We start from the raw sequence: 26,150 nt of genomic DNA, 5'->3' as shown, positions 1-26,150 counted from the left end.
AGGGCGGGCTGGGTGCGTTGCTGGGTTTGCTGATCACCGGGCACGACCTGGACATCATCGGCATCATGGGCATCGTGCTGCTGAGCGGTATCGTGAAGAAGAACGCGAGCATGAGGATGGACTTGGCGCTCTAGGCCGAGCGCGAGGAAGGCAAGGCGCCGCGCGAAGCGATCTACCAGGCGTGCCTGCTGCGCTTCCGGCCGATCCTGATGACCACGCTCGCCGCCCTGCTCGGCGCGCTGCCGCTGATGCTCGGCACCGGCGCCGGGTCGGAGCTGCGCCGGCCGCTCGGTATCGCGATTGCGGGCGGTCTGATCGTCAGCCAGTTGCTCACGCTGTTCACCACGCCGGTCATCTACCTCGCGTTCGACTCGCTGGGCCGCCGCGCGCGGGAGCGTTTCAATCGCGGCGGGCCGTCCCATGGCGCCACGCCGCCCGCCACCGACGCAGGGAACTGAGCGATGAACCTGTCGCGTCCGTTTATTTCCCGCCCAGTCGCCACCACGCTGCTGGCGATCGGCATCGCGCTGTCCGGCGTGTTCGCGTTCACCAAACTGCCGGTTGCGCCCTTGCCGCAGGTCGATTTTCCGACCATTTCGGTGCAGGCCACGCTGCCAGGCGCCAGCCCGGACACCGTGGCGACCAGCGTGGCCAGTCCGCTCGAACGGCACCTCGGCTCGATTGCCGACGTGACCGAAATGACCTCGTCGAGCTCGGTCGGCTCGACGCGCATCACGATGCAGTTCGGCCTGAACCGCGACATCGACGGCGCCGCGCGCGACGTGCAGGCCGCCATCAACGCGGCGCGCGCCGATCTGCCGGCGAGCCTGCGCAGCAACCCGACTTATCACAAGGTCAATCCGGCCGACGCGCCCATTCTGATTCTGGCGCTCACCTCGAAAACGCTCACGGCCGGCCAGTTGTACGACTCCGCGGCCACGGTGTTGCAGCAGTCGCTCTCACAGGTGGATGGCGTGGGCGAAGTGGATGTGAGCGGCTCGGCCAACCCGGCTGTGCGCGTCGAACTGGAACCGAACGCGCTCTCGCACTACGGCATCGGTCTCGAGGACGTGCGCGCCGCGCTTGCCTCCGCCAACGCGAACAGCCCGAAAGGCTCGATCGAGTTCGGCCCGAACCGCGTGCAGATCTATACCAACGACCAGGCCAGCAAGGCGTCGCAATACAAGGATCTGGTCATCGCGTATCGCAACGGCGCGGCAGTCAAGCTTTCCGACGTCGCCGAGGTGGTCGATTCGGTCGAGGACCTGCGCAACCTCGGCCTCTTCAACGGCAAGCGTTCGGTGCTGGTGATCCTGTACCGCCAGCCGGGCGCCAACATCATCGACACCATCGACCGTGTGATGGCGATGCTGCCGCAGCTGCACGCCTCGCTGCCCGCCGACGTCGACATCGCACCGGCCGCCGACCGCTCCACGACGATCCGCGCGTCGCTTAAAGACACCGAGCGCACGCTGATGATCGCGGTGGCGCTGGTGGTGATGGTGGTGTTCCTGTTCCTGCGCAACTGGCGCGCCACGCTGATTCCGAGCGTGGCCGTGCCGATCTCGATCATCGGCACATTCGGCGCGATGTACCTGCTCGGTTTCTCGATCGACAACCTCTCGCTGATGGCGTTGACGATCGCGACCGGCTTCGTGGTCGACGATGCCATCGTGGTGCTGGAGAACATCTCGCGGCATATCGAGAACGGCGTGCCGCGCATGAAGGCCGCGTTCCTCGGCGCGCGTGAAGTCGGCTTCACCGTGCTGTCGATCAGCATCTCGCTGGTCGCCGTGTTCCTGCCGATCCTGCTGATGGGCGGCATTGTCGGCCGGCTGTTCCGCGAGTTCGCGCTGACGCTCTCGCTCGCAATCGGCGTCTCGCTGATCGTCTCCCTCACCCTCACGCCGATGATGTGTTCGCGTCTGCTGCGCGAGCCGCACGAGAAGGAAGAAGACAGCCGTTTTGGCCGCTGGCTCGAACGCGGCTTCAATTCGATGCAGAGCGGCTACGAACGCACGCTCGGCTGGGCGCTGCGGCACCCGCTCCTGATCGTGACGATTCTGCTGCTGACCATCGTCCTGAATGTCGCGCTGTACATCATCGTGCCGAAGGGCTTCTTTCCGCAGCAGGACACCGGGCGGCTGATCGGCGGCATTCAGGCTGACCAGGCCACCTCGTTCCAGGCCATGAAAGGCAAGTTCGCGCAGATGATGGAGATCGTCGGCAAGAATCCGGCGGTGGACAGCGTGGCCGGCTTCACCGGCGGGCGGCAGACCAACTCCGGCTTCATGTTCGTCTCGCTGAAGCCGAAGAGCCAACGCAAGCTGTCCGCCGATCAGGTGATCCAGCAACTGCGCGAGCCGCTCGGCGAAGTGGCCGGCGCGCGGACTTTCCTGCAGGCGGTGCAGGACATTCGCGTCGGCGGACGCCAGTCGAACGCGCAGTACCAGTTCACGCTGCTGGCCGATTCGACGCCCGACCTCTATCTGTGGGGGCCGCGGCTCACCGAGGCGCTGCAGGCGCGCCCCGAAATCGCGGACGTGAATTCCGACCAACAGCAAGGCGGCCTCGAAGCCATGGTGACGATCGACCGCGCCACCGCCTCGCGCCTCGGCATCAAGCCGGCTCAGATCGACAACACGCTGTACGACGCGTTCGGCCAGCGCCAGGTCTCGACGATCTACAACCCGCTGAACCAGTATCACGTCGTGATGGAAGTCGCGCCGAAGTACTGGCAGAGCCCGGACATGCTGAAGCAGATCTACGTCAGCACCTCGGGCGGCAGCGCGAGCGGCGCGCAGACCACCAACGCGCCGGCGGGAACGGTGACATCAAAGGCGCTCACTGCGTCGACCAGTGCGGCGGCGGGTGGCACGGCGGGCACCAGCGCATCGAGCGCGGCAAGCATCGCCGCCGACTCCGCGCGCAACCAGGCGATCAATTCGATTGCGGCGAGCGGCAAGTCGAGTGCTTCGTCGGGTGCGGCCGTGTCGACCTCGAAGGAGACGATGGTGCCGCTGTCGGCGATCGCGAGTTTCGGTCCGGGCAATACGCCCCTGTCGGTCAATCACCAGAGCCAGTTCGTGGCCTCGACGATCTCGTTCAATCTGCCGCCGGGCGTGTCCTTATCCACCGCGACCCAGGCGATCTACGACACGATGGCGCAGATCGGCGTGCCGGGCACCATCCACGGCAGTTTCCAGGGCACGGCACAGGCGTTCCAGCAGTCCATGTCCGACCAGCCGATTCTGATTCTGGCGGCATTGGCGGCGGTGTATATCGTGCTGGGCATGCTGTACGAGAGCTATATCCATCCGCTGACGATTCTGTCCACGCTGCCCTCGGCGGGCGTCGGCGCGCTGCTCGCGCTGCTGCTCTTCAAGACGGAATTCAGCATCATCGCGTTGATCGGCGTGATCCTGCTGATCGGTATCGTGAAGAAGAACGCCATCATGATGGTGGACTTCGCGATCGAAGCGTCGCGGCAGGGACTGTCCTCGCGCGATGCGATCTATCAGGCCTGCCTGCTGCGCTTCCGGCCGATCATGATGACCACCTGTGCCGCGCTGCTCGGGGCTTTGCCGCTCGCCTTCGGCAGCGGCGAAGGCGCGGAGCTTCGCGCGCCGCTCGGGATCGCGATTGTCGGCGGGTTGATCGTGAGTCAGATGCTCACGCTTTATACGACGCCGGTCGTGTATCTCTACATGGACCGGATTCGGGTGAGATGGGAGTCGAGGAAGGCGCGACGAACGGGTATTGCTCCGTCCTGACACACATTTCCATAGTTCGATGAACGCTGCCTCGTATCTTGTTGGATCGCATTCCGACGAGGGTTCCAAACGAGATGGCGTCCCAACGAGAGAAGTGTGATAACCCCCGTTGCCCGGTGTGTTATCCCAACTGGAAAGAGGAAGAAGAAGCCGCCAGAAGAAAGGTCGAGGAGGACACGTTCGTCACGCTGATGCGAGGCAATCAGTTTGCGTGGGCATTGAACATTCCCACAGGATCAGCCAGAGAAATTCAGTTGACGCTTGCCAACAAATGTACCGTGACGGGGGCGAACGCTGAGATTTTGCACTTCAGCCAGGAGCCTCTCGCGAATCTTGCTGATCCGGGGCAGCGCATGGCCTTTGTCATGCGCGCTGCTGCCCGGTTTGATGAGCTGCTGCACAATCCGCTGCAAAAATATGACGTGGAAAACTCCCTCTACGTGCTCGCTCATCCGAGGTAAAGATGCAACGAGGAACAAGACGAGGGCTGCTCATACTTGCCCTGGCGCTCATGGTGCTGATGACGGCGCTTGTGTGGCAGATTCATGCAAGACGAGAGCGGACAGACGAGGTGGTTCTGAAACTTGGCGAGCCTTATGAGCAGATGCGTCAGCGTTCTCGATCCAGTTTGCCTCCAAGGGGAACGGGTTCGATTTCTATGGCCTCTGTGATCGCGACGTTTTGTTTTGATGATCCGGTATACGGCTTCACGACCCCGGCGGCTGTATTTTCTCAAATGGGTTTTGACGACTCGGAGAATTCGAATGTCGCCTCCGTGCAGCTTTCACCGCAACTGAAAGCATTGCCACTGGATGAAGCGATCGCAATTGTGATGGATATGCAGGGTCAGTTGCGGCGCTCAGGCTGGCGAGCGTTCCAATATAGTTATTGGCGCCCCATTGAAAACACACCTGTCACCCGGCGCGCTATTGAAGCGTGCAAAGACCCGATGTCGGTCTGGAACGGCGGAGACAAGTACCAGGTCACGCTCGATGTTCGCTGCTTTTCGACCCAAATGCAGCCGGGTCAGGAGCGTTACGTGGTGACGCTTGAACTCGGTCCACAGTTCTATAAAGATGCGGCAGGTGGCGAAGCCGCCCATTGAAGCTCCCTGGCCCAACTCCGTGTGGGCGGTGATCCGGTCACTGGCTTCGCAGCACAATACCCAATCCGCTCGCCGCGATCGATCCAACGTGCCAGACAGCCGCACAGCTGTGACTTAAAGCTTCTGCTCCCTTGCAAGCGAAAAAATCCGCTGCCATTGCTTGGCCTGCCGCTCACTCGCCATGGGCAACAGCCAGACTTCACGTCTCGCATCTTTGACTTTCAACGCAAGCTCCGCCTGGGCATCGCGGCTTTGTAACTCCGCGCCAAGCAGATCAGCAAAGATATAGGCGCCCTTTTCGTCGCCGAGACGAATCTCACAGAACCGCTTGCCGGCGGCGAGCCGGATCGAACCCCAGCTCCCCTTGAGCTCATGGGTCCAGTCTCCGTCGTGAACATTCGGCGCTACTTCCTGCCGGCGCCGCAACCAGATCATCAGCGCGGCAATCAGCAATACCGCCACCAGCACGGCCACGCCTACCGCAACGGCAAACCCGAAGGCCGCCTGCAAGGCTTCGAACGCACGCACCGTGCCATACACCAGCGCGATCAGCGCTAATAACGCAACGACAATCGGCATTGCAAGCTCACGAGGTCAAAAGAACTCAGCCTGGCACGTGCGACGCTCTAATCTGCCCGCAAACAACGATTGCAACAGATCGGCAAGCACCAGGCCTCAGTCAGGCGCCGGCCAGGCGCCGGCCAGGCGCCGCCGTTACGGCTGCTTATGCGTAGCCGCCCAGTCCTTCACCGCCTTCAGCGTGTTCTCGACATGCTTCTCAGGCGACAGGCTCGTGTATTCATAAATGATCTTGCCGTCCGGCGCGATCACGTACGACACGCGATTGGCCATCGAGTTATGCATCGGCAAGCCGGCATCGTATTCGCCGATCACCTTCGCATCGGCGTCGGCGGCTACCGGGAACTTGCTGCGGCATTCGCTCACCGAGAACTTCGCCAACGTGTCGATATTGTCGTGCGACACGCCGATTACCGTCGCGCCGTATTTCTTGTACTCGTCGACGGCATCGGCAAATTCGTGTGCCTCGATCGTGCAGCCTTTGGTGAATGCGGCCGGATAGAAATACAGCACCACCGGCCCTTTCTTCAACGCATCGGCCAGCGTATAAGTGTAAGTCTTGCCGCCCAGTGAAGCTTGCGTCGTGAACTGCGGAGCGGCATCGCCCGGTTTGAGCGTTGCGGATGCCGTCAGCGAATGAACGGCAAATCCTACCGACACAACCATGGCCAGCACTAACGGTGCCCATTTTCTGTTCATTTGCGTGTTCCTCCAAGGCGTTGATGCACGCGTTTTTCATGAATGAAACGAATGAATCGAATGAACGACGAGCCGCGGGTCCGGTGGAACCGCGTCCACATCCATACGCTATTGGACCACGTACGCGCGAACTACGTGTGAACCGTGCTGAAGAATGCAGATACGCGCGCCAACTGATCACGAGGCGCACGCGTTCCGCTCAGGCCGCCGCTTCCGCGCTATGCGCGCCGAACCATGCCGCCGCCGCGAGATTGAGCTCGGCCAGCACCTCGGGCGTGAACGCGGCAAAGCCGGCCGGCGCATCGGACGCCGCCGCGATGGATGCCGCATCGGCACCCTCGCCGGCTGCCTCAGCGAGCCGCAGCAACATGCCGAGCGCACCGCGGCGCGACACCACCGCCTCGCGGATCGGCAGCGCGAGGCTGAGCTTCTCCAGCACCGCATCCGGCGTGCTGCCCATCACCACGTGAACCAGCGAGAAAATGCCGGTCATGAACGCGGCGTCGGAGAACTCGTCGTCGTTCGGGCGCAGGCGCGCCGCGGCCAGTTCCATGAAACGCGAGCGTGTGCCCGCCAGCTGCACCAGCGGGTCGGCACGCCACGGCAGATCGCCGCTGTATGCGTAGAGCAGCAGTTGCGCCCAGCGCGCAATCTGCCGCGTACCCGCGGCGATAATCGCCTCGCGCAGCGAAGCGATATTGCGCCCCAAGCCGAACGCGCTGGAGTTGACGAGGCGCAGCAGTTGCACCACGACGCTCGGGTTCAGCTTGAGCTCCGCTTCGAGCTCGACAATGCCGGCGTCGCGCGACAGCAGCGCCAGCAGACGCAGCAGGCCAGGACGCGGCGAGCGATTGCGCGGCGCGGTCAGCACCTGCGGCCGCGCGAAAAAGTAGCCCTGGAACAAATCGAAACCGAGCTCGCGCGCGAGCGCGAAGTCTTCGCGCGTCTCGACCTTCTCGGCAATCAGCGTCTTGCCATGCCCGCGCACGATGGACGCCAGCTTCGGAAGCAAGGCGCGCTCGGTCTGCAGAAAGTCGATCTTGACGATATCGGCATGCGGCAAGGCGGCGATCAGTTCGTCGGACAACTCGCTGACGTCGTCGAGCGCCACCTGGAAGCCGGCGCGGCGCAGCTCGCTCACCCGGCGGGCGAGCGGCGCGTCGAACTTCACGGTCTCGAGAATTTCGAGCACGAAGCGCTCGGGCGGCATCACATGGACGATGTCGTTAAAGAGCAGCGCGCGGTCAATATTGACGAACCCGCGGTGTTGCCCCAGCACCGCGGCCACGCCGATCCCGCCGATGGCGCGCGCCACCACCTGCGCGGTCGCCTGGGCGTCGTCGGTGACCTCGGCGTAGTTATGCGCGCCGGCTCGAAACAGCAACTCGTAAGCGTGGAGCGCGCCGTCGCGATCGAGGATCGGCTGGCGTCCCAGGTAGACGTACTGCGCGGCCGCCAACGGATCGGCGCCGCCGGCAATGGCGTCGAGCACCTCGATGTGCCGGGCAGTAGCCCCTAGATGGCGTTCAGACATGGAGCACCGGTGCAAGTGTTCAGAAAAGCTGCGCAGCAGCGACCTCACTGTCGATGCTGCATCGTTAGCCTGGGCGTGTTAACGGACGTCGAGCCGCCGCACTTTAACCGATTCGCGCCACGGCTGGTGCCGAGGCGCGCCCACGCTGCCTTACGGGATGTTTTTTGCAGTCGCCGCTAAAGATTCTCCGGCGCCGGTCGTTATCTCGTTCTGATGGGGCGGCCTGATACCTCTTGACCGCCCCAACCGGCGGGCAGCGTGCCGCCTCACGTGCAGACGAATACGGGTTGCCAGCGACAAACATGGAAGCGAACAGGATCACCGCGCCCCGCCGGGGCTCCTTGCGCACGGTCATCGACCGGCTTCGTGCGTTCGGCCGGCGCGCGGACGGCAAGCCGCAGGCGGTCAACAGCCGCGCCGCGCAACTGGAACAGGTGGTCTGCGCCGTCGACCTGCTGGCGCACGTCGACGACGCGCTGCGCTTCGTCTATGTCTCCGACGCGAGCCTGCGCTTCATCGGCTACCACCGCGAATATCTCGAGACCATCACGCTGCACGATCTGGTGGCGCCGGCCGACGTGCCGCGCCTCGACGCGCTGCTTACGCGGGCCGCCGTCTCCGGCAACGTCGAGAAGGCCACCCTCGGCCTCATCAAGTCGCTGACTTACCCGATCACGGTCGAGCTGCGCGTGGTGCGCAGCAGCCACGACGGCACCGATGGCTATGCGATCGCCGGCTTCGACGTATCGGTCTGGCGCGCCACTGAAGAACGTTTGACCCAGGCGCTGCATCTGGACCGCCTGACCAATCTGGCCAACCAGTCGGCGCTGCTCCCGGCGCTGCTCGACGCCCAGCATCAGGCCGACGCGCACGGTACGCCGGCCGCCCTGCTGCTGCTCGATCTCGACGATTATCAGCGGGTGAACCGCGCGCTCGGCTACGACGCCGGCGACGAAATGCTGCGCGAGACCTCGCGCCGTATCCTGAACATGACGAGCCCGAGCGAGACCGTGGCGCGCGTGGCCAGTGACGAGTTCGCGATTCTGGTCAAGCCCGCGGCCAACCGCACCGACGCCGCAGCCGCCGCCGAAGCGCTGGCGCGGCGCCTGCTGACCGCGATCCAGCAGCCGTACGTGTGCAACGGCCAGCAGGTGCACCTGTCGGCGAGCATCGGCATTGCGCTCTATCCCGACGTGCGCCACGCCAACGACACCGCCGGCCACGACACCCACCTGCTGCGCTGGGCCGACCATGCCCTGCTGCAGGCCAAGGCGGCGGGCGGCAACACGCTCGCCTTCTATGTGCCGGACGACAACCCCGCGGACGCCGAGCGTCTGAAGCTCGAAGCCGACCTGTACGACGGCGTGCGCAACGGCGAGTTCTCGCTGCACTTCCAGCCGATCACGAGCAGCCGCACGCACGGCGTGGTCGGCGTCGAAGCCCTGATCCGCTGGGCGCACCCGGTGCATGGCCTCGTGCCGCCGTCCATGTTCATCCCGCTCGCGGAGTCGATCGGCCTGATCAACTTCCTTGGCAACTGGGTGTTGAAGGTTGCCTGCATGCAACTGATCCAGTGGGACGCCAAGGGCATCGTCCTGCAATATGTGGCGGTGAACGTGTCGCCGCAGCAGTTCCGCGATCCGCGCTTCAAGAGCGCGGTGCGCGAGGCGATCGACCTGACGGGCATCGACCCGCGCCGGCTGGTGTTCGAGATCACCGAAAGCCTGCTGATGCACGACCCCGCGCACGCCAAGGGACTGCTCGAAGATCTGACGGCCATGGGCATCCGTTTCGCGATCGACGACTTCGGCACCGGCTATTCGAGTCTGGCTTATCTGCAACGCTTTCCGCTCGCCAAGCTCAAGATCGACAGGAGTTTTGTCGAGAATCTGTTAACCTCCCGGAACGATCAGGCCATCGTTAGCGCCGTGGTCGGTCTCGCGCAGACCCTGGATCTCGAACTGGTTGCCGAAGGTGTCGAAACGGAAGCGCAGCGCGCACTGCTCACGGAGATGGGCTGCGATCACATTCAGGGGTGGCTCGTCTGCAAGGCGTTGCCCTCCGACGAGATCGCGCGGCGCTTCGAAGCGCGCACGCTTCACCTGCATACCGCGTAACAATGCAGGCAAAGCGCGCATGTAACGGATCACGCAGCGGAACAAGCCGGACTCGTGCCGGCGTGGCATTCATTGGAACATGTATGGCTTTGGCGGGACTCACATGGTAAAGGCGGCGGTGCTCGACCGGCTCTGGACGCGAATGAGCGAGCGCGGCGATTTCCCCATGCTGTCGCAATCGCTGCGCACCACCATGGCGGCGATGAACAATGACGACCTCGACTTCACCGGCCTCGTGCAGGTGGTGCTGTCGGATTTCGCCCTCACGCAAAAAGTGTTGCGGCTCGCCAACTCGGCCATGTACATGGCGTTCGGCGGCAACATCACGACCGTGTCGCGCGCGCTGATGGTGCTCGGCATGGATGCGGTCGGCCATCTGGTGGTCGGACTGAAAATCGTCGATCACTTTCACCACAGCGCGCCGCGCCGCATCGACGCGAAACTCGAACTGAACCGCACGCTGCTGTCGGGCTGCGTCGCGCGCAAGCTGACCGAGCGCGGCGATCTGCGCGCCGGCGAGGAAGCCGTGGTCTGCACGCTGATGCGGCAGATCGGCAAGCTGCTGGTGGTGTTCTATCTCGACGCCGAGTGGGACCAGATTCGCGGTCATATCGACGACGGCACGCTCGAAGCCGATGCCTGCGTGCTGGTGCTCGGCGTGACGTTCGACGAGAGCGGCGCCGAAGCCGCCGTGCGCTGGCGCCTGCCCGACATGATCCGCTCAGGCATGGGCGAGTTCGATCCGCAGGACGTGACGCAGCCGCGCCAGGTGCAGTGGCTGCGCGCCATCACCAACTACTCGACCGCGGTCGCCGACGTGCTCACCCAGCAGAACATGCCGGACTGGGAGCGCGAGGCGCGCATCGGCGAGCTGGCTCAGGAATATAGCGGCGCGCTCAACACCGATCCGGAAGTGCTGCTCGAGATGAGCGTGGCGCTCGCCCGCGAAGAAGGCGGCGACGGCGTGATGCGCGAGATCGTCGAGCTGCGCGCGAATGCGGATGCGATTGCACGCGAAGCGCTCAACCCCGAGGCGCGCATCGCCGTGGGGGTCGAGGATCTGCGCGGCCTGCCCGACGGAAGCCCGCTTGCGCCGGCTCTCGCCATGGCCGCGGAAACGCTGCTGGCGGGTCTCGGCTTCGCGCGCACAGTGGTATTCGTCAAGCACAGCAACGGCACCTTCAAGGCGCGTCTCGGGCTCGGTCCGAAGATCGACGCCGCCCTGCCCCGCCTGACGTTCAATACCGCGTTCGAGCCCGACGTGTTTCATCTCGCGATCGCGAATTCGGTGGGCATCTTCATCGAGAATGCGCGCGACCCGAAGATGATCGCGCGGCTGCCGGAGTGGTTCCGCCGCTCATTCGACGACACCCGCGCGTTCGTGCTGTTGCCGGTGGTCGACGATACGGACTCGACGGTCGCGCTGCTCTATGGCGACTGGTCCCATTCGCAGGAGCCGAGACGCATCTCACAGAAAGAGATGAGCGTGTTGAATGAACTGGCCAAGGAACTCGGCCGTTTTTTTGGCCTGGGGCAGATGCGGGAAATGGAGACGATGTGAAGACCTGGCGTGATCGTTGATCACGGCGCTTCACTCTCACCACTTTTGCATTTGCCCGACGCCACGTTCAGCTACGCAGAACCACGTTGAATTCACGCCGTATTGACCGGAGCCGGCATGCGCGGCATGCCGCAGCCTCCGGATCGACGTCGCCGCTTCAGTCCTCGCTTCAGTCCTCGATTCTTTCCAGCCCCTGCGCGCTGCGGTCCGCGACGCCGGCCCACGCGCCTGCCGCGAGCCCCATCTGCGCAAGCTCTTCCACGGTCAACGGCTGCAGGCGTTCGCACAGCGCCGCGAGCTCATCCCACGCGCCGCGCTCCAGCGCGTCGACCGCGCTCAGCAGCAAGCCCAGCACGCCTTCGCGGCGCAGAATCGCGGCCTGAAGAGGACGCGACAGCGTCAGCACGTTCAACGTGCTTTCGAGCGAACCGCCGAACACCGCGTCGACAAATGAAAACACGCCGGTCAGAAACGCCGCGTCGATTTCGTCGCGGCCGGCTTCGGGCAAGCGCTCGATTGCCAGTTCCATGAAACGCGCGCGGGTTGCCGCGAGTTGCAGCAAGGGATCGTCTTCGAGGGCAACCTTGCGGCCGTCGGCATACAGCAGCAACTGCGTCCAGCGGGCGATGCGATCGGTGCCCGTGGCATTGATCGCATCGCGCAACGTCGTCACCTTGTGGCCGACCGCGAGGCCGCTCGAATTGGCGAGCTTCATCAGATGCATGACCAGCACCGGATTGAGCTTAAGTTCGGCTTCGAGCTGCGACACCGTCGGCTCGCCCGCCAGCAATTGCAGCAGATTCAGCAGCGCATGGCGCGGCGCGCTGACGCGGCGCGTTGTCGAGGCCTGCGCGCGCGCGAAATAGTAGCCCTGGAAACGATCGAAGCCGAGCCCATGCGCGGTGTCGAAATCGGCTTGCAAGTCGATCCCCGCCGCGATCAGCAGTTTGCCCGCCGACTTGAGCACGCTCGCCAGCTTCGGCAGCAATGCGCGAGGCGCGCGCGGGAAGTCGATCTTGACGACTTCCGCATAAGGCAGCAACTTCGCAAACGTTTCATTGGGCTGGCTGACTTCGTCGAGCACGAAGCGATAGCGGCGTCCATGCAACTGGACGATGCGCAAGACCAGCGCATCGTCGGCCTCGATCGACGGCGGCAGTTCGAACATGAACCGCTCGGCGGGCAGTTGCAGGATCGCGTCGTCGAGCAGCATCTCGCGGCTGACGTCCACATACGCCGGATGCCCGGTAAGCGCGCCACGCACTTGCCCCTGGTTCAGTCCGTCAAGCACCGCTCGCGCCAGCTGTCGAGCCGGATCGGATGCCTCGTCCGCCGATGCTTCGGCATCCGCGCCGGTATGCGCGTTCGCGGCCGGCGCATCGACAGCCGGCGGTTGCGGCGCGCGCACCTTGAGCTCGTAGCCACACAGCATGCCGTCACGATTCAGAATCGGCTGGCGCGCGAAGCTGATATTGAATTGCGCATCGTCCGCGGTGCCCGTGTGGCCCCGATTTTCGATTGCGATGGTGGTCATTGCACTTCCCCCGCGACGCGCCGCCCCGGCGCCGACTGCTGTATTTTGGTTTTCGCCGCACCGAAAGCGCGCGGCCCAAGGCCTGAAGCCCGCGGCGCCCATGGTGTGCCCGGCGATTTTAGCGCAGGGCGCCATGCCCGGACATGTCCGTGACGCAATATCTTGAAATATTTGGAGACCGGTCCGAATCCCCTCCGGAGAAAAAGACGATACTCTTGTGCAGTGCAGAAGCTTTCCCCCCGCGTTTTAACTACCAAGGAAAAACATGGACGTCAAAAGCGTGCTGTCAAATGCCTTCGCGATGCCGATTACGAGCCCGGCATTCCCCATGGGCCCGTATCGATTCGTCAATCGCGAATTTCTGATCATCACCTACCGCACCGACCCGGACAAACTGCGTGCCGTGGTGCCCGAGCCGCTCGAGATCGGTGAACCGCTGGTGCATTACGAATTCATTCGCATGCCGGATTCGACCGGCTTCGGCGACTACACGGAAAGCGGCCAGGTCATCCCGGTGTCGTACAAAGGCGTCGCGGGCGGCTACACGCTCGCCATGTATCTGGACGACCATCCGCCCATCGCCGGCGGCCGCGAGTTGTGGGGTTTTCCGAAGAAACTCGCGAACCCCGTGCTCGCCACCCACACGGACACCCTGGTCGGCACGCTCGACTACGGCCCGGTGCGCATCGCCACCGGCACGATGGGCTACAAACACCGGCAGCTCGACCTCGCGCAGCAGAAAAAACGCCTCGAAGCGCCGAACTTCCTGCTCAAGGTGATTCCGCATGTGGACGGCACGCCGCGCATCTGCGAACTGGTGCGGTACTACCTGCAGGACATCGATCTGAAAGGCGCGTGGAGCGGGCCGGCCTCGCTCGAACTGGCGCACCACGCGCTCGCGCCGATCGCGGAATTGCCGGTGCTGGAGATTGTCGAGGCACGCCATCTGCTCGCCGACCTGACGCTCGGTCTCGGCGAGGTGGTGTTCGATTACCTCGATCAGCCGGAAGCGAACGTGCGCTGAACGGCAAGCATCATCGTTTCATGCCGCGTGATAGACAAACGGCCGCGTAAGCGGCCGTTTGCATTGAACAGTGCGCAACGATTCATGCGCAATCAGAATCGCGCGTCGCGCACAGCATCGCTGTCTTACTTCAACACAACCTTCACGTCGAAGTATTTGGCGGCGAAGCGGTCGATCGTGCCGTCCGCCTTCAGTTCCTTGAGCGCCTGGTTCAACGCGTCCTTCAACGCCTTGTCGCCCTTGCGGATGCCGAAGCCCACGCCCGCGCCGAGCAGCTTTTCGTCAGTGACGGCCGGGCCGGCGAACTCGAAGCCCGCGCCCTGCGGCTTCTTCAGGAAGCCCTTCGAAGCGGCTTCCGCGTCCTGGAACGCGGCATCCAGGCGACCCGACGCGAGGTCGGAGTAGATCTGGTCCTGCGTCTGATACGGCACGACGTCGACGCCAGCCGGCGCCCAGCGCGCCTTCGCATACGTCTCCTGGATCGTGCCTTGCAGCACGCCCACGTGCTTGCCCTTCAGCGATGCAGGCGTCGGCAGCAGCCCGCTACCCTTCTTCGCGATCATCTGATTCGGGATCGTGTAGATGGGATCCGTGAAATCGATCGCCTGGCGGCGCTGATCCGTGATCGTCATGTCGGAATTGATGGCGTTGAACTTGCGCGCCTGCAAAGCCGGGATCAAACCGTCGAACGAGTTCTCGACCCACACGCATTTGGCTTTCAGCTTCGCGCACACGGCATTGCCGACGTCGATGTCGAAACCTTGCAGATCGCCCGACGGCGACTTCGATTCAAACGGCGCATACGACGCCTCGACGCCGAAATGCACTTCCTTGATATCCGCTGCCGCCGCGGTGCCTGCCGTCGTCATCGCAAACAACGCGAGCGCGGCCATGTTTCGCCAATTCATCTTCATCACGGGTGTTCCTCTACGGTATTGAATAAGACGGAGCCGAATCCGGGCGAGCATGATTGCCGCGCCAAAATTGCGATTCAAACTCGTGCGGCCGGCGTGGTGCAGTGCAGCAGCCGCGAGGCCGCGATTGTACAGGCTTCGCCGGGCACGCCCGCGGGCGGGTCTGGCGGCGCATCGGCGCGTGGCCTCCGCGTGCACACCGTGTGCACACCGTCAAAGGTGTAAATAGATGTCGCGCTCAGGCAAAGCCTGGCGCATCAGCGCGCGCCGTCGCCGCTGGCGAAATCGCCGCTCAGCCTCTGCGACAGATGCGCATAGACCGCGGCCACGTGAGGCAAATGCCGCGACTCCGGATGCGCGAGCACCCAGACCTGCGACTCGGCTTCGTCGAGCGGCGGCGTCAACTGCACGAGATCGTCGCGGCCGCGCGCGAGGAAGGTCGGAAAGATGCCGACGCCAAAGCCACGCAGCACCAGTTCGAACACGGTCATCACGCTATTGGTCTTGTAGCGCGGCTCGACCGTCGGACAATGGCGCTTGCGCCACAGCACCGAAGGATGATCGCCCAGCGACGCATCCGGGGCCGCCCAGTCGCAGCGCGACAACGCATCGGCATCGCTTGCGTGGATGCCGCTGCTTTTCGCGGCAAACACCGCGATACGCAGCGGGCCCACATGCTTGCCGACCAGATGCTCCGGCGCACGGCGCGTGGCGCGCACCGCGATATCGGCGTCGCGTTTGGTCAGGCTCGCGAGACTGTTGGTGGCGGTCAATTCGAACGACAACGCCGGATGCAGCGCAGCGAATTCATGCAGTGCGGGCATCAGCAGGCCGTACAGGACCGTGTCGGTGGTGGTGACATGCACGCTGCCTGGCACGCGGTCGCTGCTCGCCTGCACCGTGGCGCGCGCCGCCCCGAGTTCGCTTTCGATCCGCTCGGCATGACGCGCCAGTTGTGCGCCGAGCGGCGTCGCGCGATAGCCGCTGCGCGAGCGCTCGAACAGACGCTGCCCGAGCCCGCGTTCGATCCGCTGCACCGAACGAAAAATCGTCGATGCATCAATGCCCAAACGCTGCGCGGCGTCCGCGAGCGTGCCGGCGCGCACCAGCGCGAGAATGGTCTGCGTATCCGCCGAGGTCAGTTCGTATTGCGTTTTTGCACGCATGGTTTGGCAAGCCGCCTGTTTATTCCGAATCGGATCCGGGCTACTTTTACCACATCGACTTGTCGGCCGACGAGCCTTGCCACCGGCATCCGCCGGAACTCCACACTCGTTTATAGCGGTGACACCATGAAACTCTATTATTCGCCGGGCGCCTGCTCGCTGGCGGTTCACATTGCGCTGCGCGAAGCCGGTCTCGACTTCGAAGGCATCAAGGTCAACCTGCAAACGCATCAGCTTGCCAACGGCGCCGACTACTACGCGATCTCGCCACGCGGCTATGTCCCGCTGCTCGAATTCGTCGACGGCTCGCGCCATACCGAAGGCGCGGCGCTGCTGCAATACGTCGCCGATCTTGCGCCCGAGTCCGGTTTGCTGCCGCCTGTGGGTACACCCAGGCGCCTCGAAACGCTCGGCTGGCTCACGTATATCAGCACGGAATTGCACAAGACTTTCAGCCCCTGGCTCTGGCATCAGGACACGGCCGAATCGACGAAGGCCGACTGCCGCGCGAAGCTCGCCACGCGTTTCGCCGAACTCGACCGTGTGCTCGCCGGGCGTGACTATCTGAGTGAAGACTATTCGGTCGCCGACGCGTATGCGTTCACGGTGGTGAGTTGGGCGCGGATGCTGTCGATGGATCTCGGCGCTTATCCGAACGTGGGCGCGTATCTCGAGCGCATCGCGGTGCGGCCGAAAGTGCGTGAAGCAATGGTGGCGGAAGGTCTGATCAGGGCGAACGCGGCTTAAATTAAGGCACGTTGATGTGAAACGTTGCGCGCGCGGCTCTGGCGCGCAACGTCGAAGTCCTGCGAGAAAGTGGACTACGCGAGTGTCGCCAGCGTCTCTTGCGTAGTCTCGATCACCATCAAACCCGCGCGCAAACCGGGTTTGACCGTCGCGTTCGGAAACACGAGACGCTCTTCGTCGTGATGCACGACGTAGCGATACTCACCATCGCGTGCGAGCACCGTGTTTCGCGCGAATGGAGTGAAATTCGCCACATCGGCGGCGACCAGCAATTCGAACGCATCGCTTTGTTTGGTGATCTGATCGATCACCGTGAACACCCGCGGCATCTGCACCTGTGATTCGACATGCGTGCCGGCCAGCAGATGACGCACGGCCTGATCCGCGCCGGCAAACCGCGTCAGATCGTTCTGACCGAACGGCCGCACCTTGCCGAGTTCCAGCGTGCACGCCACGGCGCCGCACGCCTGCGCGGTGAAATGCGAGTACGTATTGCCCTTGGTGGTGTGCAACAGTATCGCGCTGATGCGCGCCTCGCCGAGCCACTCGAACATCGCGCGCGAATGCGGCTTGCCGGTATGCGGCAGCAACGCGAACTGCTCGAACGCGGACGCGCGAATGGCGGTGTGCATGTCGATATGCCAGCGCGCGCCGGGCTCGTGCGACGCGTCCTCGAAGAACCGCATCGCGGCCTGCTCCAGCGCGGCGGCACGCGGCGCTTCCTCGCTTTCCGGCAGTTGCAGATGACGGCCGCTGAAGAGGCGGTTCAGGTCGTCGTCGCGATAGCGGGCAGCATCGCGCATGGCATCGACGTTGCCGAGAATCACCAGCAGGCGGCAGGTCAGCGCGGCCGTGCCTTGCGCGATGTCGCGCACGAGATAGGACAGCAGTTCGATCGGCGCGGTCTCGTCGCCATGCACGCCGGCGGAAGCGAGCACACTGCGCGCGCCCTCTTCCAGCACCGCCGGTTCCATGAGCAGGATGCCGTCTGCGAGCCACGACCAGCGCACGCCACTGGCGCACGTGCCCTCGCTTTCATGCGCGGCGGGCCGCTCTCCCGCCAGCGTATAGGCGAGGAAATCGCCCAGCAACGAAGCCTGCATGCCGCGCTCAGCGCTGGAAGTCATACAGCGAGCCCAGACCGAGAATCTGCGTCAGTTCGTCGAGCGCGGTGCGCGATTCCTTCAGCAGTTGCGGGTCGGCCAGGTCGGCCGGTGCGAGACGGTCGCGGTAGTGCTTTTCGATCCACGCATCCAGACGGCCGAACAGCGTGTCGTTGATCCACACGCCCTGATTCACCGCCGCGCGTTCCGCGTCGTCCAGCACTACGCGCAAACGCAGGCACGCCGGACCGCCGCCGTTCTTCATACTCTCGCGCAGGTCGAACACCAGCACATCGTCGATCGGGCCCGTGCGCGAGGCCAGGTCGTCGAGGTACGCGGCCACGCTCGCGTTTTCGCGGCATTCCTGCGGCACCACCAGCACCTGCTTGCCGTCCGGGCGCGTCAGCAGCTGGCTGTTGAACAGATAGGAGGTCACCGCATCGGCCACGCTCACCTGCGCGTCCGGCACTTCGATCACGTTGAAGTCCGCTTTCAGGCCAGTGAGCTTCGAACGCAGTTCGTCGTACACCGCGTTCTGATCGACGAACGCCAGTTGATGACAAAACAGCGTGCTGCGATTGCCGACTGCGATCACGTCGTTATGGAACACGCCCGCGTCGATCACGTCTGGGTTTTGCAGCGCGTAGACCGTGGCCGCTTCTTTCAGTCCATGACGATGCGCGACCGCGCGGCTCGCCTCGAACGTCTGACGGGCCGGGAAACGCTTCGGCTCCGGTCCGCGGCGATACTCGCTGCGGCCATACACGAAGAATTCGACACCCTGTGCGCCATATCCCGAGCAGAAGCGCGTGTGATTCGCCGCGCCTTCGTCGCCGAGTGCCGGCGTGCCGGGCAGCGCCTCGTGCACCGCGAAGCGGCCGTCGTCGCTAAAAATCGCCCGCAAGGTGCGGCGCGTCGATTCGTGTTCGATCGCGCGATGCAGCTTGCTGCACAGATTGGCCGGCGTGAAATGCACGCGGCCGTCGTGCGTATCCGCGGACGGGCTCACCGTTGCCGCATTCGCGGTCCACATGGCCGAAGCCGAACTTGCCGCGGCCAGCAGTTCGGGCGCGTCCTTGGCCACACGCGCGATAACCGTGGCGTCGTCGCCGGAAAAGCCGAGTTCGCGCAACAGGCGCATCGACGGACGCTCCTGCGGCGGCAGCACACCCTGATGAAACCCGAGGTCCGCCAGTTGCTTCATCTTGCGCAGACCCTGGCGGGCGGCGGCTTTCGGATTGGCCACCGACTTCTCGTTGTTCTGCGATGCGACGTTGCCGAACGAGAGCCCCGCGTAGTTGTGGGTCGGGCCGACCAGGCCGTCGAAATTGGCTTCAGTGGCTTGCATCGTCGATCCTTAGAATTGAAGGCCCGGCGAGACGCTCGCGGGCATTTGCAGTTGGGCGCTTTCGACCGAAGCCATCGGGAACGCGCAGTAGTCGGCGGCGTAGTACGCGCTCGGCCGGTGATTGCCCGAGCGGCCCGGCCCGCCGAACGGCGCACCTGAAGACGCACCATTGGTCGGCCGGTTCCAGTTGACGATGCCCGCGCGGATGGTGCGCTGGAAATGCGTCCAGAGCGCTTCGTCGTCGGCGAGCAGGCCCGCGGAGAGGCCGAACTCGGTATCGTTGGCCTGTTCGAGCGCCTCGTCGAAGCTGCCGTAGCGGACCACCTGAGCGAGCGGTCCGAAGTGTTCCTCGTCGGGCAGATTCTTCACGCCGGTCACGTCGAGAATGGCGGGCGTGACGAAGCCGAGATTCGGATCGCGTTGCTCCATCTTCAGCAGCGCCGTGGCGCCATCGGCCAGCAGGCGTTCCTGCGCCGCGACGAGCCGCGAGGCCGCACGCGCCGAAATCACGGCGCCCATGAATGGCTGCGGATCGGCGTTATATTCACCCACGGCGATTTGCGAAGTGACTTCGGCAAAGCGCGCCATGAAGCGGTCGCCGAACGCGTCATTCGGCACAAAAATACGGCGCGCGCACGTGCAGCGCTGCCCGGCCGAGAGGAACGCCGATTGAATCGTGTGATGCACGGCCGCGTCGATATCCGCGACCGGTCCGATCACGAGCGGATTGTTGCCGCCCATTTCCAGCGCCAGCACGATCTCCGGGCGGCCGCCGAACTGCTTGTGCAGCAATGTTCCGGTGTCCGAACTACCGGTGAAGAACAGGCCGTCGATCTGCCGGTGGTTCGCCAGCGCAATGCCCGTGTCCTTCTCGCCCTGCACCAGATTCAGCGCGCCGGCGGGCAAGCCCGCGTCGTGCCAGATCTGCACCGTGAGCGCGGCCACGCCGGGCGCGAGTTCCGACGGCTTGAACACGACGGCATTGCCCGCGATCAGCGCCGGCACGATGTGACCGTTCGGCAGGTGGCCAGGAAAGTTATACGGCCCGAACACCGCGACCACGCCATGCGGACGATGCCGCAACACGGCCGTGCCGTCGGCCATCGCCGAGCGCCGCTCGCCGGTACGCTCGTTATAGGCCTGAATCGAGATCTCGACTTTCGCCGCCATCGACGCGGCTTCGGTACGCGCTTCCCACAGCGGCTTGCCGGTTTCGCGGCCGATTGCTTCGGCCAGCGCTTCCTTGCGTTCAGTCACGAGCGCGGCGAAGCGGCGCACCACGCCGCAACGCTCGTCGAGGCTCAACGCCGACCATGCGCCGAAGGCGCGGCGTGCGCTGCGCACCGCGCGGTCGACGTCGTCCGCCGAGGCGCTATTGCCTTCCCAAACCGTCGCGCCCGTGCCCGGGTTGCGCGACGCGAATGCGGGTCCTGTGCCGGCGGCCCATTCGCCGTCGATGAAAAGCTCGCTCATGATCATCCTTGTTTGTGTTTCTGCAACTGCACGCGCACCAGATCGCCTGCCTTGACGCTTAGTGCCGCGGCTTCGTCCGCGCTCAGGCGGAACACGCCGTCCTGCGGCGCGCCCGCCACCACGCCGACGCGGAAGTCGCCCAGCGACGTATTCGACACCATCGACTTCGGTCCATCCTGCGGCGCATTCGACGCACCGATCTCCACCGGCACCAGCACGCTCTCGCGCACGGTGCGCAAGTCGGCGATATGGCATTCGAGCACCGGACCCGCATCGAAGATATCGACGTGGTTCTCGTAACGCAGCCCTTCCGCTTCGAGCATGCGGCGCGCCGGAATCGTGTCGTTATGGGTGAGGCCCACACAGTCCTGCGCCTCTTGCGGCAACAGTTCGACATACACCGGATAGCGCGGCATCAGTTCGGCGAGAAACGCCTTGCGGCCATGCGAACTCAGATAGTCCGCCGCATTGAAATCGATCTGATAGAAGTGCGAACCGACCGCGCGCCAGAACGGCGACGTGCCTTCGGCGTCGAAATGGCCGCGCAGCTCCGCGCACAGACGCTGCGGAAAACGCTCGCGGAACTGCGCGAGGAACATGAAGCGCGAACGCGACAGCAGGCCGCCCACACCGTGCGTGCGATAACGCGGGCTCAGGAACAGCGAGCACACCTCGGCGTAACCGGTCAGGTCATGCGAGATATTCAGCGCGCGCATGCGCGTCCAGATGCCGAGGTCCTGGCTCGCGTGCACCACCGTGCTCACGCGGTAGTTGTAGAACGGCTGTTGCAAGCCGACCGAGGTTTCGATGCCGCACACGCCGGCCACGTCGCCGGTGTCGGTATCTTCCATCACGAAGAAGTAGCCTGCTTCATGCGGCTCGGCCTTGTCTTCCATCGTGCGGCGCGCGCGTTCCACGCGTGCCGCGAGCGCTTCGCGATCCGGCTTGAAGGTGGTGAGGCCAGGGCCCGTTTCCTGCGCGAGCCGCATGAGCGCGTCCACATCGCCTCGTTGCACAACGCGAACGACGATCATTGTGCGTCTCCCGATTGTTCATCCTGATGGGGCTGGTGCAGCGGCACGCAGCGCACCGTGTCGCCCTCTTCCACGCCGAGCGCGGCACGCGCCGCGTGCGGCAGCGACGCGCCGGCTTCCTTGCCCGCTGCCAGATCGCCGAGCACGCAACGGAACTCGCCGTCGGCGCCGTTATGCGCGATCAGATACGTCGCCCCGTTCGCACCATTCGCCGCGGCCGCCGATTCGCGCACCACGCGCGTTTCGTTGCGCGTGACACAGGCGCTGCGATCCACCTGCGCCGTCACCACCGGGCCCGCATCGAAAATGTCGATATAGCGGTCCGTCTCGAAACCTTCTTCGAGGTGAATCTCGTAAGCCAGCAAGGCTTTCGAGTCCGGCTCGCCGAGCACGCGCTGCGCCGCTTCGGGCAGCAACGGCACATAGATGGGATACGTGGGCATGACTTCGGCGATAAAGGTGCGGCTGCGCCCGCCCGACTCGATTTCGATGTCGGCGAAGTTGCGGCCGAAGAACTTGCGCCCCACCGCTTCCCAGAACGGCGACACACCGTTGTCGTCGGTGACGCCGAGCAGCAGCGAAAACACCTCCGGCGTGAAGCGCTTGCGATTGGCGGCGATGTACATCATCCGCGCGCGCGACATCAGGTGCGCGGCGGCATCGCCGCGCAGCGACGGGTCGATGTAGTAGCCGGCCAGCCGGCTCTTGCCAGTCAATTCGTGCGACATGGTCAGCGCGTGAATCTTGCGGTTCACGTGCAACTCACGCGACGCATGAATCAGCGCGTCATTGCGAAACGCGTAGAACGGATCGGAGTAACCGGCCGCGGCAACGATGCTCGCCGTGCCCATCAGCTTGCCGCTTTGCGCGTCTTCGAGCACGAACAGATAGAACTCCTCGCCCGGAAAATCGACTTCCGCGCGAAACGAGTCTTCCGACAATGCGACGCGCGCTTCGAGCGCTCGCCGGTCGTGCGGCAGTGAATGCAGCACCGGTTGCGCGGTGCGCGCCATATGTTCGAGCGCGTCGAGATCGGCGAGGCGGCCTGGGCGTACGAAGAGCATCGTCGTTCCTGTTGAAAGTGAGGCCTGATTAACGGGCCGGCGCTTCAGCGGCGGCGCCGACCACTTCGTCGATCGCCTTCGCCAGACGCGCAAAACCTTCGTACATGTCGTCCAGCGGAATGATCAGCGACGGCACGAAGCGCAACACGTCCGGACCGGCCATCAGCATGATCACGCCATGCTTGCCCGCCGCAGTAACGAAGTCTTTCGCACGGCCCTTGAACGCGTCGGTCAGTTCCGCGCCGATCAGCAGACCCTTGCCGCGCACTTCCTTGAACAGGCCGAAGCGCTCATTGAGCTTGGCAAGCTGCCCCTTCAGCGCTTCGCTGCGGGTGTGCACGCCTTCCAGCAGCTTCGGATCGCTGACCAGTTCGACCACCTTCTCCGCAATCGCCGAGCCGAGCGGGTTGCCGCCGTACGTCGTGCCGTGCACGCCGACCTTGAAGTGGGCGGCCAGTTCGTTGGTGGTCAGCATCGCACCGATCGGAAAGCCATTGCCAAGCGCCTTGGCCGTGGTCAGGATGTCCGGCGTCACGCCGGTTTCCTGATACGCATAGAAGTAGCCGCTGCGGCCCACACCCGTTTGCACCTCGTCGAAAATCAGCAGCGCGCCGTGCTGGTCGCAGGCTTCGCGCAGCGCCTTCAGGAAAGCGGGATCCGCCGGGATCACACCGCCTTCGCCCTGAATCGGCTCGACGATCACCGCGCAGGTTTGCGCGCCGATGGCCGCTTTGGCCGCTTCGATGTCGTTGTACGGCAAGTGGGTGATGCCGGCCGGCACCGGGCCGAAGCCTTCCGAATACTTGGGCTGGCCACCCACGCTCACCGTGAAGAACGTGCGGCCATGGAACGACTGCGTGAACGAGATGATCTCGAACTTGTCCGCGCCGTGACGCTCGAACGCCACGCGGCGCGCCAGCTTCAGCGCGGCCTCGTTCGCTTCCGCGCCCGAGTTGGCGAAGAATGCGCGGTCGGCGAAGGTCAGGTCTTCGAGGCGTTTGGCAAGGCGCAGCACCGGCTCGTTGGTGAAGCCATTGCCGATGTGCCACAGCTTGCCGCCCTGCTCGGCCAGCACTTTCAGCAGTTCGGGATGCGCATGACCGAGCGCGGTGACGGCAATGCCGCCGGCGAAGTCGATATAGTCGCGGCCTTGCGTATCCCAGACGCGTGAGCCGAGACCGCGTTCCGGTACGAAAGCGGCGGGCGAAAACACCGGCACCATGACTTCGTCGAAGGTCTGGCGTGTCACTGTCAGGTCGTTCATGGCAAATCCTCGTTACAGGTGAGAGGTAATACAGCTAGTGTAGGAAACCGCACGGGATACGTCTTGCGCATACGCGACGCTTTCTATGAGGTTTCAACGATCGGCAGGCGGACAGTACTCACTGGGCGGGCTGCGGTCCGGGCTTCGGTGCGGGTTTTGGTGCATCCGTCGGCCCGCGCCTCGGTGCGTGCTTCAGTCCGCCTGATCCGGCCGCTCGATCAGCGCGCCCGGGCGCGGCTCGCTGGCCGCGGCGCCGCCCGCGCCGGTCTGCTTGTCGATCCAGTTACGACGATCCTCGCGTGGTGTGACACCAAAGCGTTCGCGGTACGCATTCGAAAAGTGCGCCGCCGACGAAAACCCGCAAGCCAGGCTGATCTGCACCACTGACTTGCTGGTGCGCTGCAATTGCGTGCGCGCCTTGGAAAGCCGCAGCCCCAGATAGTATTTGGACGGCATCGAGCCGAGATACTGGCGAAACAGGCGTTCCAATTGTCGCCGCGATACGCCGACCAGCCCTGCGATCTCGTCGGTGGCGAGCGGGTCTTCGATATTCGCTTCCATCAGCAGCAAGGCGTCGTTCAGGCGCGGATGACGCTCGCCCGGCGCGGTCACGAACGGAATGCGCTGCCGCTCTTCGCCGGCCCGCAGCACGCCGACGCCGAGCGTGTCCGCAATGCGGTCCGCCAGTTCGGGGCCGTGCTCGCGGCCGATCATCGCCAGCATGAAGTCGACGGTGGCCTGGCCGCCCGCGCAGGTGGCGCGATCGCGGTCGATTTCGAAGATCTGCTGGGTGACGATCGAGCGCTCGAACTGCTCGGAGAACTGCTGATAGGTTTCCCAGTTGACGCTCACGCGATAGCCGGACAACTGTCCGGCCATGGCGAGCCACCAGACGCCGTGATGAATGCCGGTGACGAGCGGCGTGCGCTGGCCGACACGCGACAGGCTGGCGAGAAACAGGCGGTAGTCTGCGAATTGCTGAAACCGTTCGCTGACGAGGATCAGCCAGTCGCACGAGATCGCGTCGCCGAAGGCGGCGTCGGCCGGCCAGTGCGCGCCGCCCGAAAGCGGCACCGCGCGGCCGTCCCACGAACAGACCTGCACGCGGTACAACGCGCGGCCGTCGATTTCATTCGCGAGATTGAGCGCGTCGACGATCGGCCCGACGCCCGACATCGACACGGGCGGCAAGGCGACGATCGCCACCTGCGTGGTGCGAGCCGGGTTGGACGTGCGAGCCATCGCTGAGGCAATCAAACGCTGCGGCGCGAGCCGCGCGTTACTTCAGGCTGCCGGAAAGGAACTGCTTGAGCCGTTCGCTGCGCGGCGAGGTCAGCACTTCCGCGGGCAAGCCTTCCTCTTCGGTGCGGCCTTGATGCAGGAACATCACGTGGTTCGACACGTTGCGTGCGAAACCCATTTCGTGCGTCACGACGATCATCGTGCGGCCTTCTTCGGCAAGCTTCTGCATGACCTTCAGCACTTCGCCGACCAGTTCGGGGTCGAGCGCGGAGGTCGGCTCGTCGAACAGCATCACGTCCGGGTTCATCGCCAGCGCGCGGGCAATCGCCACGCGCTGCTGCTGACCGCCCGACAGATGCGACGGATACTGCTTTTCCAGACGCGGCGCGAGGCCGACCTTCTCGAGATATTCGCGGGCGCGCTCTTCCGCTTCGCGGCGCGACATGCCGAGCACATGAATCGGCGCTTCGACCACGTTCTCGATCACGTTCATGTGCGCCCACAGGTTGAAGTGCTGGAACACCATGGCGAGCTTCGTGCGGATGCGCTGCAGCTGCTTGTGATCGGCGACTTCGAGATTGCCGGCGCGGTCGGTCTTGGTCTTCACCGCTTCGCCGTCGACGACGATCTGCCCGGCGTTGGGCCGCTCGAGAAAATTGATGCAGCGCAGGAAGGTGCTCTTGCCCGATCCGCTCGCGCCGATAATGCTGATCACGTCGCCCTTGTTCGCGTTGAGCGACACGCCCTTGAGCACTTCGTTGTCGCCGTAGCGCTTGTGAATGTCCTGTACGGCGAGCTTGCAAGCTTCGGTTTGAGTCGTGTGGAGCAAGATGCTCTCCCTTTGAAAATACGGATCAATCTGCGTGGCG

The 26,150-nt window shown here is 64.3% G+C and carries 21 protein-coding genes and 1 pseudogene; 8 read left to right on the top strand and 14 right to left on the bottom strand.

Annotated features, from left to right (window positions below; all coding sequences use genetic code 11):
* The 4 genes and pseudogenes from A6V37_RS39540 to A6V37_RS28460 form a co-directional block, all read left to right on the top strand.
* Positions 1-458 (top strand): annotated as a pseudogene (locus A6V37_RS39540) (efflux RND transporter permease subunit); the annotation flags it as partial.
* Between the two features lie 3 nt (positions 459-461).
* On the top strand, positions 462-3,773 hold the full coding sequence (locus A6V37_RS28470; RefSeq protein ID WP_064286544.1) for an efflux RND transporter permease subunit: 3,312 nt from the start codon (positions 462-464) through the stop codon (positions 3,771-3,773).
* Positions 3,774-3,847: 74 nt separating this feature from the next.
* On the top strand, positions 3,848-4,234 hold the full coding sequence (locus A6V37_RS28465) for a DUF2515 family protein (RefSeq protein ID WP_064286543.1): 387 nt from the start codon (positions 3,848-3,850) through the stop codon (positions 4,232-4,234).
* A gap of 2 nt (positions 4,235-4,236) precedes the next feature.
* The gene (locus A6V37_RS28460; RefSeq protein WP_064269652.1) at positions 4,237-4,878 is read left to right on the top strand and encodes a hypothetical protein; all 642 of its coding nucleotides are present in this window, start codon (positions 4,237-4,239) and stop codon (positions 4,876-4,878) included.
* Positions 4,879-4,992: 114 nt separating this feature from the next.
* Here the strand turns inward: A6V37_RS28460 and A6V37_RS28455 are convergent, their stop codons facing one another.
* The 3 genes from A6V37_RS28455 to A6V37_RS28445 form a co-directional block, all read right to left on the bottom strand.
* Positions 4,993-5,457, bottom strand: coding sequence for a hypothetical protein (locus A6V37_RS28455; RefSeq protein WP_064269651.1), 465 nt, complete (start codon positions 5,455-5,457; stop codon positions 4,993-4,995).
* Positions 5,458-5,592: 135 nt separating this feature from the next.
* On the bottom strand, positions 5,593-6,156 hold the full coding sequence (locus A6V37_RS28450) for a peroxiredoxin (protein ID WP_064269650.1): 564 nt from the start codon (positions 6,154-6,156) through the stop codon (positions 5,593-5,595).
* Between the two features lie 199 nt (positions 6,157-6,355).
* A complete protein-coding gene (locus tag A6V37_RS28445) occupies positions 6,356-7,690 on the bottom strand; it encodes an EAL and HDOD domain-containing protein (RefSeq protein ID WP_064269649.1) in 1,335 nt (444 codons plus the stop codon).
* A gap of 302 nt (positions 7,691-7,992) precedes the next feature.
* Between A6V37_RS28445 and A6V37_RS28440 the strand changes: the two genes are divergently transcribed.
* Positions 7,993-9,807: a putative bifunctional diguanylate cyclase/phosphodiesterase gene (locus A6V37_RS28440; protein ID WP_064286542.1), complete on the top strand. Its 1,815-nt coding sequence runs from the start codon at positions 7,993-7,995 to the stop codon at positions 9,805-9,807.
* A 103-nt stretch (positions 9,808-9,910) separates the two neighbouring features.
* Entirely contained in the window at positions 9,911-11,368 is a 1,458-nt protein-coding gene (locus A6V37_RS28435; protein ID WP_064286541.1) for an HDOD domain-containing protein, read from the top strand.
* Positions 11,369-11,537: 169 nt separating this feature from the next.
* Here the strand turns inward: A6V37_RS28435 and A6V37_RS28430 are convergent, their stop codons facing one another.
* A complete protein-coding gene (locus A6V37_RS28430; protein WP_064286540.1) occupies positions 11,538-12,902 on the bottom strand; it encodes an EAL and HDOD domain-containing protein in 1,365 nt (454 codons plus the stop codon).
* 265 nt (positions 12,903-13,167) lie between these two features.
* Here A6V37_RS28430 and A6V37_RS28425 point away from each other — a divergent pair, with 265 nt between their 5' ends.
* Positions 13,168-13,926 carry an acetoacetate decarboxylase gene (locus A6V37_RS28425; RefSeq protein ID WP_064269645.1) on the top strand — a complete coding sequence of 253 codons (759 nt, stop codon included), beginning with the start codon at positions 13,168-13,170 and terminating at the stop codon, positions 13,924-13,926.
* Between the two features lie 125 nt (positions 13,927-14,051).
* Here the strand turns inward: A6V37_RS28425 and A6V37_RS28420 are convergent, their stop codons facing one another.
* A complete protein-coding gene (locus tag A6V37_RS28420) occupies positions 14,052-14,840 on the bottom strand; it encodes an ABC transporter substrate-binding protein (protein ID WP_064269644.1) in 789 nt (262 codons plus the stop codon).
* Between the two features lie 257 nt (positions 14,841-15,097).
* Positions 15,098-16,006 (bottom strand): LysR family transcriptional regulator, encoded by a 909-nt coding sequence (locus tag A6V37_RS28415; protein WP_064269643.1) that lies wholly within the window; start codon positions 16,004-16,006, stop codon positions 15,098-15,100.
* Positions 16,007-16,132: 126 nt separating this feature from the next.
* Between A6V37_RS28415 and gstA the strand changes: the two genes are divergently transcribed.
* Entirely contained in the window at positions 16,133-16,753 is a 621-nt protein-coding gene (gene gstA / locus A6V37_RS28410; RefSeq protein ID WP_064269642.1) for a glutathione transferase GstA, read from the top strand.
* A gap of 74 nt (positions 16,754-16,827) precedes the next feature.
* Here gstA and astE read toward each other — a convergent pair whose 3' ends face one another.
* From astE to A6V37_RS28370, 8 genes are all read right to left on the bottom strand, one after another.
* Entirely contained in the window at positions 16,828-17,880 is a 1,053-nt protein-coding gene (gene astE / locus A6V37_RS28405; protein WP_242665859.1) for a succinylglutamate desuccinylase, read from the bottom strand.
* On the bottom strand, positions 17,864-19,204 hold the full coding sequence (gene astB / locus A6V37_RS28400; protein ID WP_064286539.1) for an N-succinylarginine dihydrolase: 1,341 nt from the start codon (positions 19,202-19,204) through the stop codon (positions 17,864-17,866). Before astB ends, astE begins: the two co-directional genes overlap by 17 nt.
* Before the next feature lie 9 nt (positions 19,205-19,213).
* Positions 19,214-20,677: a succinylglutamate-semialdehyde dehydrogenase gene (astD, locus tag A6V37_RS28395; protein ID WP_064269639.1), complete on the bottom strand. Its 1,464-nt coding sequence runs from the start codon at positions 20,675-20,677 to the stop codon at positions 19,214-19,216.
* Positions 20,678-20,679: 2 nt separating this feature from the next.
* Positions 20,680-21,711, bottom strand: coding sequence for an arginine N-succinyltransferase (astA, locus tag A6V37_RS28390; protein WP_064269638.1), 1,032 nt, complete (start codon positions 21,709-21,711; stop codon positions 20,680-20,682).
* A complete protein-coding gene (gene aruF, locus A6V37_RS28385; RefSeq protein WP_064269637.1) occupies positions 21,708-22,775 on the bottom strand; it encodes an arginine/ornithine succinyltransferase subunit alpha in 1,068 nt (355 codons plus the stop codon). Before aruF ends, astA begins: the two co-directional genes overlap by 4 nt.
* Before the next feature lie 28 nt (positions 22,776-22,803).
* Positions 22,804-24,039 (bottom strand): aspartate aminotransferase family protein, encoded by a 1,236-nt coding sequence (locus tag A6V37_RS28380; protein WP_064269636.1) that lies wholly within the window; start codon positions 24,037-24,039, stop codon positions 22,804-22,806.
* A gap of 192 nt (positions 24,040-24,231) precedes the next feature.
* Positions 24,232-25,281: a GlxA family transcriptional regulator gene (locus A6V37_RS28375; protein ID WP_064286538.1), complete on the bottom strand. Its 1,050-nt coding sequence runs from the start codon at positions 25,279-25,281 to the stop codon at positions 24,232-24,234.
* A gap of 37 nt (positions 25,282-25,318) precedes the next feature.
* Entirely contained in the window at positions 25,319-26,110 is a 792-nt protein-coding gene (locus tag A6V37_RS28370; protein WP_064269947.1) for an ABC transporter ATP-binding protein, read from the bottom strand.
* Positions 26,111-26,150 lie beyond the last annotated feature (40 nt).

This window comes from Paraburkholderia ginsengiterrae (assembly GCF_001645125.1).
Classification (GTDB): Bacteria; Pseudomonadota; Gammaproteobacteria; order Burkholderiales; family Burkholderiaceae; genus Paraburkholderia; species Paraburkholderia ginsengiterrae.
This window is presented reverse-complemented; position numbering and strand designations above follow the sequence as displayed.